Consider the following 12770-nt stretch of genomic DNA (forward strand, 5'->3'; position numbering starts at 1 on the left):
CCCGCCCCTTCCCTAGCCCCTCCGGGGGAGAGTTCATCGGCTGCAGACCGTGCGTGGCTGGGCGCGCAGTTCCCCGCGCCCCTAAATGCCTCGGTGCCGGCCAGTACGGGCATCCTCAGCCCGTCCGGCGATTGAGGACGAGCGCCCTTAAGGCGCGAACGGGGGTCTGGGGGCGGAGCCCCCAGGGGCCCGGAACCAACCAACCCCGAGCCGGGCCGCTAGCCGCGCACAGCCCAGCGCACCGCACCCCCCAACCCCGCCCGCACCGCAGGATCCCGCACCGAAGGCGTCCGGTCGGAGACCCGGACCGTCAGGGCATGGGACCCCCGGCCGAGGCCCAGCTCCCGCACCGGCACCCCCGTACGCCCCGCATACCGCCGCAACTCCCTGCCGTCCAAGTACCACCGCACCGTCAACTGCCGCGCACCCGCGAGGCGCGGCACGACGACCCGAGCCGTGTCGGACGGCCGCAACGTACGCGCCGTGGAAACCCCCGGCGTCGCGATCGACGCATGCCGGTAGAACCCCGCGATCATCGCCTCGACCCCCGGCAGATTGAACGGCTTGCCCAGAATCCGCATGATCGACCCATCGGTCGGCCGGCTGAGCCCGGTGACGTAATAGCCGCCGCCCTCGTACGCCCCCACCGTGCCTCCGTCCGGCGAGGTCTCGCCCAGCCACCGGTACCACTTGGTCCGGTCCGCGGCCATCTGATCCGCCGTCAGGATCGAGATGTTGGACTGCTCGGCCTCGGGCCCCTCGTAGTGCTCGTAGCCCGGCGTGTCCGGATAGAAGTACTCGTCGGCCAGCTTGCCCAGCGAGTGTCCCGTCTCGTGGATGGCCACCTGCCCGGACTTCGCGTTGCCGGCCGACGCGGTGGATATGCCCTCGTAACCCAGCTTCTGCGAGGGCTCGTTGTACCCGGCCCCGCCGTACTTCGCGCTGTTGGCGAGGACGACGACCAGGTCGGCCTCGGGCGCCTTCGCCACGTACGAGTCGACCTTGTCCTGGTCGACGCAGAGCAGCCGCTCGATGCCGTCGCACCAGAAGTACGAGCCGAGCGCGGTGCTCTTCGCATCGCCCTGCGCCGGGTCACCGGAGACGCCGCTCTCGGGCGAGACCGCGTCCACCGTCCATACGTTGAAGAGGTTCTGGTACGTCGTGTACGGCTCGACGCCGGTGATCTCGCCCCACTTCTCCTCGGCGTCGGCGTGGAACTGGTCCAGCTGGTCCGCCGTGTAGCCGTCGCCCACGACCACGATGTCCAGGCGGTCCGCGGTGGAGCCGTGGTCGACGACCTTGGTGACCCGGCCGTCCGCGGCGAGCGCGGCCGGCGCCGAGAGGTGCGGCGCGGGCCCGCCGCGCCCGGTCGTCGGCACCAGGGTGTGGCCGGAGCCCGCGAGGGTGGGCCCGGAGGCGGCTTCCGGGCCGGGTATCTCGACCTGCACCCGAGGCCCCGGCGGGGGCGGGCCGGCGGCGGCCGCGGTGCCGGGCCCGGCGACGAGCGCGGCCAGAACGGCGCCGCCGGCGAGCACGGCGGTACCGAAACGCCCAGGCAGACGCGTGAATGAGCGCGTGGACGAGCGCGTGGATGGACGTATGAATGGACCCATGGATGGACGTATGGGCGGACGCATGAAGTCCCCTCCCGGTAACGGAAGTTAAGCAGTCGGGTAAACGCATTGAACGGGCTGCTTAAATTAGGGGGCGCACGGGGCGTGCGCAATGCCCTGGGGCCAAGGGGACGCCATGGATGAACCTGCCGTGATCGGCCGCCGAGTTCAGCGACTGCGCGCCCAACTGGGCCTGACACAGCGCCAGTTGGCCGAGCCCGCCTATACGCCCGCCTATGTCTCCACCCTGGAGTCCGGCAAGGTCCGCCCCTCCGACGCGGCCCTCCGCCATCTCGCGGAGCGCCTCGGCACGACGTACGAGGAACTGGCCACCGGCCGCCCGGCCCGCCTGGTCACCGAGCTGCGGCTCTGCCTCACCGACGCCCAGCGGGCGCTCGCGACCGGCGAGGCCGACGAGGCGGCCGTCCGCTTCCGCCACCTGCTCACCGAGGCCGAGCTGCACCACCTCGACGAGGAGCGCGCCGAGGCGTTGCTCGGGCTCGGCGACTGCGCGCTCGAAACGGGTGAACTGACCGACGCGGTACGGCACTTCGAGGCGAGCGAGCGGATACTGGCCGCCGAGCCGCTGCCGCGCCGGGTGCGGGCGGTCCGGGGCCGGGCGGTCGCCCACATCCTGGCGGGCGAGCTGCGCTACGCCTGCTACGTGCTGGAGTCGGCCATCGACGAGCTCGGCACCAGCGGGCTCGCCGACCCCGAGGCGCTGGTGCTCCTGTACGCCGCGATCATCGGGCCGTACCTGGACATGGGTGCCCAGGCCCGCGCGGCGCGCGCCGCCGAGCTGGCGCTCGCGCTCGCCCCGCAGGTCTCGGATCCGGCCCTGGTGGCCGGGATGCACCGCCAGGTCGCCCGGACCTTCCTGGCCGAGGGACGCCTCGCCGACGCGGACGTCTCGCTGGCCAAGGCCCAGTCGATCTACCGCCAGCTTCGGCTGCGCACCGACCTGGCGCACTGTCACTGGATGCGCGGCTACGTGTACGCCCAGGAGTCCCGACTCGGCCTTGCGGAGCGGGAGTTGCGTACCGCACGGGACATGCTCGCGGCCAAGCGGGCCGCGTTGTTCACGGCGCAGGTCGAGGTGGAGCTGGCGGACGTCCTGCGGCGCCTGGGCCGGCACGCGGAGGCGATGACCCTGCTCACCCCGCTCACCGAGCTCGGCGACCAGCACGGCGCGGTGCACGCGGGCGGCGCCCACCGCCTGCTCGGCCTGATCCACGAGGAGCAGGGGGACGGCGAGGCGGCGGAGGAGCACTACGTCACCGCGCTCGGCCTCCTTGAGCGCAGCGGGGCGAGCGGGGACCTGGCCGACCTGTGCCGGCTGCTCGGCGACCTGCTGCGCCGCACCGGACGTGTCGAGGCGGCCATGGACGCCTACCGCACCGGCCTCGGCCACCGCGCCGCCCCGGGCACCACCACCCTGGGCCCGGCCCCCCTGCCGCCCCGCATCTGAGGACCCACCCCGACCGGCAGGCCCCACCGCGCCGCACATCCGGCCCCACGCCCCCCGGACGCCCCAGCCCCATCACGCACTACCGCACCCCGCCGGACCCTGCCGGACCCTGCCGGACGCCGCCCGCACACGGGCCGCCACGCCGTCGCGTCGAAGTAGTTGAATCTCGAACGGAATAGTCCTACAGTGAATCGCGTTGAACTCGTTGAAACTTAAACCGCTTCGGCGCAAGGCCGCGGCACGTCCCCCAAGGGAGCACGTCATGGGTCTCTTCGGCCGCAAGAACAGCACCGCCACCACCACCCCCGACTCCGCCGCGCCCGCGGCCACCGCGGTCGACCCGGCGCTGGCCGCGCTGAGCGGTACGTACACCATCGACCCGGCGCACAGCAGCATCGGCTTCACCGTGCGGCACGCCATGGTCACCAACGTCCGCGGCTCCTTCACCGAGCACGAGGGCACCCTCACCCTGGACGGCTCGAACCCGGCCAACGCCACCGCGTCCATCGACGTCAAGATCGCCAGCGTCGACACCGGCATCGCCGACCGCGACGCGCACCTGCGCAGCGGCGACTTCTTCGACGCCGAGCGGTTCCCGCAGATGAGCTTCCGCTCCACCGAGGCCCGGGAGCTGGGCGGCGACAAGTACCGGATCATCGGCGACCTCACGATCAAGGACGTCACCCGGCCGCTCTCCATCGACCTGGAGTTCAACGGCACGGCCACCGACCCCTACGGCAACGAGCGCGTGGGCTTCGAGGGCGGCGCCGAGATCCTGCGCTCCGACTGGGGCCTGACCTGGAACGCGGCGCTGGAGACCGGCGGCGTCATGGTCAGCGACAAGGTGAAGCTCACCTTCGACATCTCCGCGATCAAGTCCGCGTGACGCGCGGCCGCGTCGCGTGACGCGCGGCCCGGATCCCCGCCGGGGGCCTCACGGCTCCCGTGGCGGGGCCGCCGCAAGCACCGCCGCGAGCAACCCCGGGAAACGGGCGTCGAGTTCGGCCGTGCGCAGGGTGATCTGCTTCTCACGGCCGGAGCGGCTCTCGCGGGTCAGGCCGTTCTCGCGCAGCACCCGCCAGTGGTGGGTGGCGGTGGCCTTGGTGACCTCGACGGGCAGGCTGCCACAGCTGCGCGGCCCGGCCGAGCCGGCGAGCTCGCGCACGATCGACATCCGCACCGGATTGCCCAGGGCGGCGAGCACGTCTTCGACGGCGATGCGGTCGAGGTCCGGGTGGTGGGTCGGCATCCCCCCAGTGTAAGCGCCACGGTAAGAGAGATCTCGTACTGTACGATTTCTTACGTACTCTCGTACTGAGACGAGCCGCACCGCGCACTGCGGGCCACCCCACGGCCCCGCCGACCGAACTCCCGGAGTCCTCCCCCATGCCTCACCCGACCCCGACCCCGACCTCGACCCAGCCCGTCGCCCTCGTCACCGCCGCGAGCCAGGGCATCGGCGCGGCCATCGCCCGCGAGCTCGCCGCCGACGGCTACCGGGTGTCGCTGCTCGCCCGTTCCCCGGGCGTGCTCGACCTGGCCGAGGAACTCGGCGGCATCGCGGTCCGAGGTTCGGTGACCGAGCCCGCCGACCTGGAAAGGGCCGTCGCCGCGACCCTCGACGCGTACGGCCGGATCGACACGGTCGTCAACAACACCGGGCACCCGGCCAACGGCGGCCTCCTGGAGACCAGCGACGCCGAGTGGCACGCGGGGCTCGACATGCTGCTGCTCAACATCGTCCGCATGGCCCGGCTCGTCACCCCGCACCTGACGGCCAACGAGCACGGCGGCACGATCGTCAACATCTCCTCGTACACGGCCTTCGAACCGCTGGACTTCATCCCGGTCTCGTCCAGCCTGCGCGCCGCCCTGACGTCGTTCACCAAGCTGTACGCCGACGAGTACGCGGCCCGGGGCGTCCGCATGAACAACGTGCTGCCCGGCTATGTCGACAGCTGGCCCGAGGACCCCGACACCGTCGCCCGCATCCCGGCCGGCCGGTACGCCACCGTCCAGGAGGTGGCCCGCGCCGTCACGTTCCTGGCCTCACCGGCGTCCTCGTACATCACGGGCCAGAACCTGCGCGTGGACGGCGGTGTGGCCCGCACCCTCTAGCGGATCCCCGGGCCGCGCTCAGCCGGGGAAATGGGCCGCGAGCACGGCCAGCGTGACGGCGACCGTGAGCACGACCAGTGCCGCGGTCGCCTTTTCGCGTGTCGTGTACGGCGGCACGGGCGGCAGTGACGGGAACGCATCGTGGGCGGGCGTCGGCGCGGGCTCGGCGGGCGCACGTCCGGCGGCCCTGCGGCGGGCGCCGCGCAGCAGCCCCCACAGCAGCGGGAACAGCGCCGGGCCGAGCAGCGCGGCCAGGCCCGTCCAGGCCGGCAGGTGCAGTGCGGCCACCGTCAGGAGCACCGCCTCGAACCACGCCCAGCAGCCGAGTGCGGCGCTCAGCGGGGCCCTTACGAGCAGCCGCAGCGGGGCGCGGCCCCGGCGGGCCAGCGTGGTGAGGGTCTCCGCGAGCACGGCGGTCCGGTCGTCCGCCGGCCGCGCCCGCGCCCGGTCCCAGGCCTGCTGGGCGGCGCCCGCCGGGTGGCCGATCACCGTCAGGACGAGGCGGGCGTCATGGCGCTGCATCCGGCCCCCGGGCGTCGGCGCCGCTTCGGGGCCAATCGGCCCGGGCACCGCGTCGGGGTCCAACTGCCGTATCCGCGCGGTGAGTTCGGGGAGCTGACGGCCGCGTTCGGGGTCGTCGCCGGCCCGGCACAGCTCGAAGTAGGCGAGCAGCAGGCCGAGGTCGTCGGGGAAGGTCGCGAGGCCCTCGCTGAAGACGGCCTCGGCCCGGTCGGCGTGGTCGCCGTGGCCCTCGGCCGCGTGCGCGCGGCCGAGCAGGGCGTACAGAGCGGGGTCGGGCCCGTCCGTGTAGAGCGCGGCCCGTGCCGCCTTGCGGGCGGCGCTGGTGCGGCCCGCCCTCAGCAGCGCCTCCGCGTCGGCGCAGGCCGCCGTGACGTCTTCGTGCCCGGCTTGCAATGTGTCCCCAACCCTGGATGTGCGGCTCGCAACTATCACCCGCTGGAACGGGGCGGGTCAACAGCGGCCTGGCAGGTCAGGCGGGTTACCAGTCCCCGCCGCCGAAGCCGCCGCCGTCTCCGCCGCCGCCCCCGTCGCCCCAGCCGCCGCCGAAGTCGGACGGGTTGAAGTCGGAGCCCGACACGTCGCCGCCGTCGAAACCGGAGCCCGCGTCGTAGGACCCGGCCCCGTAGTCGGCCGCGTACGCGGGCGTCGACAGCATCGAGCCGAGCATCGTGCCCATCAGGAGGCCGGGCAGCATGCCGCCGCCGAAGTAGCCGCCCGCCCAGGGGCCGTAGGCCGGGCCCGCGTCGTAGTAGGGGCGGCGGCCCTGGTCCGTGTCGACCTCGCGGACCATCGGGTCCTGGCCGTCGCGCAGCCGGGTCGCGTCGGCCTGGCACACCGGGACCTGGCGCGGGGCGCCGCCCGCCGGGGTCCAGGTGGCGTCCTCTACGGAGGGCCCGTGGCGCGGGTCGAAGAAGCAGGGGGCACGGCGCTCGGGCAGCGGCCGGTGCTCGCGGCGGGCGGCGAGGGTGGCGAGCGAGAACCGGCCGTCCTCCAGGGCCTGGGTCACGCCCGTCACGTCGGCGGGCCGCTCGGCCTTCGCCATCAGGGTCTTGGACGTCTCGTAGGAGTCGAGGGCGCGCTCGTAGTCGGCGCGCATCGCGTCGTCGGCACCGGCCTCGGCGGGGTGGAAGTCGAGCCGGTCGAGCTCCTCGCCGAAGGCGGTGATGTCCTCGTCCACGACGACCTGGAGGCGCTGGAGCGCGGCCCGCTCCTCCTCGGCCTTCTTCTTGCGGTTGCGGCGCACCAGGGCGTACGCACCGGCGCCGCCCGCCACGACCACCGCTCCCACCGCGATCAGCGCGCCGGTGCCGTCCCCGCCGCCCGAGGAGCCCGAGCCGCCGCCCCACGAGGCGGGAGCGCGGCCCTTCATCTGCGGGAGCGCCTTGTCGACGAAGGCGTTGAGCTGGGTCGCGGCGTCTTCCCCGGTGCCGGGGGCGCGCACGGCACTGTTCAGGTTCTGGACGGCCTGGCGCTGCATGACCTTGCTGTCCGCGCCGGAGGTGAAGGCGTCGCCGAGCCGGATCGCGTACAGGCCGGTGACGCCGGTGTCCGTGCGCAGGTTCGGCAGGATCGAGTTCTTGGGGAACGCGCTGCTGTTCGGCAGCACGGCCACGAACAGCGGCTTGTTGGCGTCCTTGATCTTCTTGGCCAGGGCGTCGGCCTGGGCCTGGCTGAGCTGGTTCGCGGCTCCGGGATCCACGTAGACCGGGCTCTGCTTGAGGTGGTCGGCCACGTCGGACGCGCCGCTGGCGGCCATGGCGGGACCCGCCGTGGCCAGTGCGGCGAGCGCGACGGCGGAGAGTGCGGAGAAAACCCTGAGCCTCATGGTCCCGACGCTACCCGAGGCCGCGCGGAAACGGACATACGGGGTGGAGCGGCCGGGGGTCGGCCGTGCCGCGGCGGACCGGACTCCGGGGAGCCGCGAGCCTCGGATCCGCCCGCTCCCCCGGTCGCGCGGGCCGGCGCGACGGCCGGGTCCCGGCTCCCGCGCGGCTAACGGAGCGGCTGGGTCCCGGCCCGCAGCAGGCCGTAGGTGTACGCGTCCTGGAGTGCCTCCCAGGACGCCTCGATCACGTTGGGGGCAGCACCGACCGTGGTCCACTCGCCGGTGCCGTCGGTGGTGGTGATCAGGACGCGGGTGGTGGAGGCCGTGCCGTGCTTGCCCTCCAGGGTGCGGACCTTGTAGTCGACCAGCTCGAACTTGGCGACCTGCGGATAGAACCGCTCAAGGCCCTCAAGGAGCGCCGAGTCCAGCGCGTTGACCGGGCCGTTGCCCTCGGCGCTGACGATGATGCGCTCGTCGCCGACCCAGAACTTCACGGTGGCGCCGTTGGCGTGGGTGCCGTCCTTGAGGGTCTCGATGATCGCCCGGTAGGACTCGATGCGGAAGTAGTCGCGCGGGCCGCCCTCGACCTCGTCGCGGAGCAGCAGCTCGAAGGAGGCGTCGGCGGCCTCGTAGGTGTAGCCCTGGAGTTCGCGGGCCTTGACCCGCTCCACGACCCGGGCGACGACCTCGCGGTCGTTGCCGAGGTCGACGCCGAGCTCCTTGCCCTTGAGCTCGATGGAGGCGCGTCCCGCCATGTCGGAGACCAGCATCCGGATGTGGTTGCCGACCAGGCCCGGGTCGATGTGCTGGTACAGATCGGGGTCGACCTTGATCGCGGAGGCGTGCAGGCCCGCCTTGTGGGCGAAGGCAGAGACACCGACGTACGGCTGGTGCGTGGAGGGGGCGAGGTTGACCACCTCGGCGATGGCGTGCGAGATGCGGGTCATCTCGGCGAGCGCGCCCTGCGGCAGCACCCGCTTGCCGTACTTGAGCTCCAGGGCGGCGACGACCGGGAACAGGTTGGCGTTGCCGACCCGCTCGCCGTAACCGTTGGCGGTGCACTGCACGTGGGTGGCGCCCGCGTCGACGGCGGCCAGGGTGTTCGCGACCGCGCAGCCGGTGTCGTCCTGGGCGTGGATGCCGAGCCGGGCGCCGGTGTCGGCGAGCACGGTGGCGACCACGGCCTGGACCTGGGCGGGCAGCATCCCGCCGTTGGTGTCGCACAGGATGACGACGTCGGCGCCGGACTCGCTGGCGGCCCGCACGACGGCCTTGGCGTACTCGGGGTTGGCCCGGTACCCGTCGAAGAAGTGCTCGCAGTCCACGAAGACCCGGCGGCCCTGCTCGCGCAGGTGGCTGACGGTGTCCCGGACCATCTCCAGGTTCTCGTCCAGGGTGGTGCGCAGGGCCAGTTCGACGTGCCGGTCGTGCGACTTGGCGACCAGCGTGATCACCGGGGCACCGGAGTCGAGCAGCGCCCGCACCTGCGGGTCCTCGGCGGCCCTGCCGCCCGCGCGGCGGGTGGCGCCGAAGGCCACGAGCTGGGCGTTGCGGAAGCTGATCTCCTGCTGCGCGCGGGCGAAGAACTCCGTGTCGCGGGGGTTGGCGCCGGGCCAGCCGCCCTCGATGAAGCCCACACCGAACTCGTCCAGGTGCCGGGCGATCGTCAGCTTGTCCGCGACGGTGAGGTTGATGCCCTCGCGCTGTGCCCCGTCGCGCAGCGTCGTGTCGAAGACGTGGAAGCTGTCGTCGACCCGGAGGCCGTCGCGAAGACTCTCCTCGGCGGCTTCGTTCGCCTCGTTGGTCGTCATGCTGATCTGACTCCTGTCGGGTGAGTGGCTCCGAACTCATGGCTCCACTTGCCCCCGTCGTCGCGCTCCTCGCCCCGGCCGTGGTGGGGGCCGGTAAACGAAAAGACCCCTCGCGGGTGCGAGAGGTCTGCGCGCGGGTCTGGGGCACGATGGCCGCTGCCGCGGGATGTGTCCACGGTTTCAGCGGTCACTGCGGACCGGCGCGCTGCTGTCCATAATCATGTCGGAAGCGAGCACGCTCGCAGTCTGCCATACGGGCCGGGGGTCCCGAGATGGGGTCTCACCATCCGGGCGCCCCCCGACCTGCGCTAATTCGACGGAACCGGTTCCGCCTGGGTTCGCCGGGACTCGTCCTTGACCCGGTTGAGATCGATGTCGCGGGTCTCGCGCATGGTCAGGTAGACGACCAGGGACACGGCCGCGCAGCCCGCCACGTACCAGTAGAACCCGGACTCGACGCCGGCCTTCTTGAACCACAGCGCCACGTACTCGGCGGTCCCGCCGAACAGCGCGTTGGCGATCGCGTAGGGCAGGGCGACGCCGAGGGCGCGGATGTTGGTCGGGAAGAGCTCGGCCTTCACACAGGCGTTGATCGAGGTGTAGCCGGTGACCACGACCAGGGCGAGCAGGGCCAGACCGAAGGCCGGCCAGAAGGTGCCCGCGTGCTTGAGCATCGTCATGATCGGCACGGTCAGGAAGGTGGAGCCGACGGCGAAGGTGATCAGGAGCGGGCGGCGCCCGATCCGGTCGGACAGCGCGCCCGCCAGCGGCTGGAGGCACATGAACACGAACAGGGCGCAGAAGCTGACGAGCGAGGCGGTCGACTTGTCCATGCCCGCGCTCTTGGAGAGGAACTTCGTGAGGTAGGTCGTGTACGTGTAGTACGCGACCGTGCCGCCCATGGTGAGCGCCATCACCAGGAGCGCCTCGCGCTTGTGCGCCCACAGCGCCTTGAGGGTGCCCCGGTCCTCGTCGCGGGCCGCGTCCGACTCCTCGTACACCTCGGTCTCCAGCATGGAGCGGCGCAGGTAGAAGACGACGGCCGCGCCCAGTGCGCCGACGATGAAGGGGACGCGCCAGCCCCAGCTGTGCAGGGCCGCGTCCGAGAGGTTCCGCTGCATCACGATCTGCAGGCCGAGGCCGAGGAGCTGGCCCGCGGTCATCGACACGTACTGGAAGCTGGAGGCGAAGCCGCGCTTCTTCGGGTCGGAGGCCTCGGTGAGGTAGGTGGCGCTGGCCGCGTACTCGCCGCCGACGGAGAGCCCCTGGAGGAGGCGGGCGACCAGCAGGACGGCCACTCCCCCGTATCCGGCGACCGCGTACGTCGGGGCGACCGCGATCAGGATCGCGGAGGCCGACATGAGGGTGACGGTCAGGGTGAGGGCCGCCTTGCGGCCCTTGCGGTCGCCGATCCGGCCGAGCAGCCAGCCGCCGACCGGCCGCATGAAGAAGCCGACCGCGAAGATCCCCATGGTGTTCATGAGGTTGGCGGTCTCATTGCCCTTCGGGAAGAACGCGTCCGCGAAGTAGACGGCGAACGTGGCGTACACGAACCAGTCGAACCACTCGACCATGTTGCCGGCCGAACCGACCCAGATCTTCTTCCAGTGTTCTCGTCCCATGGACGCTCACGTTGGCGCAGGCCCGCCCGGCCGACAAGGCGTGCGGGCGCAACGATCGGGCCTACTTGCGTGCGTTGCGTTCCCCGCGCCGGGACCGGGTCACGGGCGCATCAGCGTCTCGTCCACGAACTCCCTCACGTGGTCGAGGACTTGGGACCTTCCGGTGCCGGGCAGGCCGACCGCGACGTGCACGCTGAAACCGTCGAGCAGGGCCCGCAGGCGGGAGGCGAAGCGGTCGGCGTCGACCGGGCGGAACTCACGGCGCGAGACGCCCTCGGCGAGTATCGCGACCAGGTCGCGGTGCCAGGCGCCCTCGATGGCGGCCTGACGGGCGCGGGCCGCGACGTCGGCGTTCTGCGAGCGGTTCCAGACCTCCAGCCACAGGATCCAGTGCGGATCGCGCGGCCCGTCCGGAACGTACAGGTCGACATAGGCGTCGAGGCGCTCGCGGACGGTGCCGGGCCGGGCGAGCAGTCCGCGCCGCTCGTCGCCGAGGCGGCCCTCGCTCCACTCCAGGGTCTGGAGCAGCAGCTCGTCCTTGGTGCGGAAGTAGTAGAGGAGGTGCCCGCTGGACATGCCGACCTCGCGGCCGAGCCCGGCCATGGTGAGCCCGTCGAGTCCGCGTTCGGCGATCGTGGCCATGGCGGCGACGAGCACCTCCTCGCGGGGCGGAGCGGTGTTGCGGCGGCGGGCGGCGGGACTCATCACCCGTAAGTTCTACCCGATGCGCCCGCCGCCGCCCCGCGCGGTCACGCCTTGGGCTGCTGCTGGGTGATGCAGTGGATGCCGCCGCCGCCCGCGAAGATCGTCCGGGCGTCGACGAGGGTCACCGTGCGCTCGGGGAAGAGCCGGCGGAAGATGCCCGCCGCGTTCTCGTCGCGCGGGTCGTCGAAGGCGCACAGGACCACTCCGCCGTTGCAGAGGTAGTGGTTGATGTACGAGTAGTCGACCCAGCCGTGCTCGTCCTTGATGACGGTGGGGGCGGGGATCTCCACGACTTCGAGGGAGCGGCCCCGGGCGTCCTTCTGGGCCCGCAGCAGCGCCACGTTCTCCTTGCAGAGCTCGTGGTCGGGGTGGGCCGGGTCGGGCTGGGTGTGCACGACCACGACGCCGGGCCGGGCGAAGGCGGCGACGATGTCGACGTGGCCGAGGGTGCCGTAGCCGTGCGGGGGGTAGTCGGCGGTCAGGCCGCGGCGCAGCCAGATGGCCTTGCGGGTGCCGAGCATGGCGTGGATCTCCGTCTCGACCTCCTCGCGGGTCCAGTCCGGGTTGCGCTCGGGGCCGAGCTGCACGGTCTCGGTGAGCAGCACCGTGCCCTCGCCGTCGACGTGGATGGCGCCGCCCTCGTTGACGAGGCGCGAGGTGTACGTGCGGGCCCCGGCCAGGTCCGAGACGTGCGCGCCGATCTTGGCGTCGTGCTCCCAGGTCGCCCAGTCCTGGGCGCCCCAGCCGTTGAACGTCCAGTCCACGGCGGCCAGTTGGCCCTTTCCGTCGGTGAGGAAGGTGGGCCCGATGTCGCGCATCCAGGCGTCGTCGAGTTCGCGCTCGACGAGTTCGACGTCGGGGCCGAGCAGAGCGCGGGCGCCCTCCGCCTGGCCGGGGCCGACGACCATGGTGACCGGCTCGAAGCGGCGTACCGCGCGGGCGACCGAGGCCCAGGCGGCACGGGACTCGGCGAGTTCGGCCTCGTTCGGGAAGGTGACGTTGGGGCCGGGCCACGCCATCCAGGTCCGCTCGTGCGGGGTCCACTCGGCGGGCATGCGGAAGCCGTCGGCGGCAGCAGACATCAGC

11 protein-coding genes are annotated in these 12770 nt (G+C 72.4%); 3 read left to right on the forward strand and 8 right to left on the reverse strand.

The window, feature by feature from the left end; all coding sequences use genetic code 11:
• Window positions 1-218: 218 nt before the first annotated feature.
• Window positions 219-1535 carry a M64 family metallopeptidase gene (locus ACFYZA_RS19250; RefSeq protein WP_382592543.1) on the reverse strand — a complete coding sequence of 439 codons (1317 nt, stop codon included), beginning with the start codon at window positions 1533-1535 and terminating at the stop codon, window positions 219-221.
• Between the two features lie 214 nt (window positions 1536-1749).
• Between ACFYZA_RS19250 and ACFYZA_RS19255 the strand changes: the two genes are divergently transcribed.
• Window positions 1750-3081: a helix-turn-helix domain-containing protein gene (locus ACFYZA_RS19255; protein ID WP_388491778.1), complete on the forward strand. Its 1332-nt coding sequence runs from the start codon at window positions 1750-1752 to the stop codon at window positions 3079-3081.
• A 262-nt stretch (window positions 3082-3343) separates the two neighbouring features.
• Window positions 3344-3967, forward strand: a complete 624-nt coding sequence (locus ACFYZA_RS19260) for a YceI family protein (protein WP_388491780.1) — start codon at window positions 3344-3346, stop codon at window positions 3965-3967.
• 48 nt (window positions 3968-4015) lie between these two features.
• On the opposite strand, the gene ACFYZA_RS19265 is transcribed toward ACFYZA_RS19260, so the two are convergent.
• A complete protein-coding gene (locus ACFYZA_RS19265; protein ID WP_382592535.1) occupies window positions 4016-4330 on the reverse strand; it encodes an ArsR/SmtB family transcription factor in 315 nt (104 codons plus the stop codon).
• Between the two features lie 137 nt (window positions 4331-4467).
• On the opposite strand from ACFYZA_RS19265, the gene ACFYZA_RS19270 reads away from it, so the two are divergent.
• Window positions 4468-5199 carry an SDR family oxidoreductase gene (locus ACFYZA_RS19270; RefSeq protein WP_388491782.1) on the forward strand — a complete coding sequence of 244 codons (732 nt, stop codon included), beginning with the start codon at window positions 4468-4470 and terminating at the stop codon, window positions 5197-5199.
• Window positions 5200-5217: 18 nt separating this feature from the next.
• Here the strand turns inward: ACFYZA_RS19270 and ACFYZA_RS19275 are convergent, their stop codons facing one another.
• From ACFYZA_RS19275 to ACFYZA_RS19300, 6 genes are all read right to left on the reverse strand, one after another.
• Window positions 5218-6114 (reverse strand): hypothetical protein, encoded by an 897-nt coding sequence (locus ACFYZA_RS19275; protein WP_388491784.1) that lies wholly within the window; start codon window positions 6112-6114, stop codon window positions 5218-5220.
• An 85-nt stretch (window positions 6115-6199) separates the two neighbouring features.
• Window positions 6200-7546 carry a hypothetical protein gene (locus tag ACFYZA_RS19280; RefSeq protein ID WP_382592527.1) on the reverse strand — a complete coding sequence of 449 codons (1347 nt, stop codon included), beginning with the start codon at window positions 7544-7546 and terminating at the stop codon, window positions 6200-6202.
• 167 nt (window positions 7547-7713) lie between these two features.
• Window positions 7714-9357 (reverse strand): citramalate synthase, encoded by a 1644-nt coding sequence (gene cimA, locus ACFYZA_RS19285; RefSeq protein WP_388491787.1) that lies wholly within the window; start codon window positions 9355-9357, stop codon window positions 7714-7716.
• 308 nt (window positions 9358-9665) lie between these two features.
• Entirely contained in the window at window positions 9666-10979 is a 1314-nt protein-coding gene (locus ACFYZA_RS19290) for an MFS transporter (protein ID WP_388491789.1), read from the reverse strand.
• A gap of 99 nt (window positions 10980-11078) precedes the next feature.
• Window positions 11079-11684 carry a TetR/AcrR family transcriptional regulator gene (locus ACFYZA_RS19295; protein WP_382592518.1) on the reverse strand — a complete coding sequence of 202 codons (606 nt, stop codon included), beginning with the start codon at window positions 11682-11684 and terminating at the stop codon, window positions 11079-11081.
• 44 nt (window positions 11685-11728) lie between these two features.
• A complete protein-coding gene (locus ACFYZA_RS19300; protein WP_382592515.1) occupies window positions 11729-12766 on the reverse strand; it encodes an agmatine/peptidylarginine deiminase in 1038 nt (345 codons plus the stop codon).
• Between the last annotated feature and the right edge of the window lie 4 nt (window positions 12767-12770).

The sequence above is a fragment of the Streptomyces sp. NPDC001828 genome, from assembly GCF_042892175.1.
Taxonomy (GTDB): domain Bacteria; phylum Actinomycetota; class Actinomycetes; order Streptomycetales; family Streptomycetaceae; genus Streptomyces.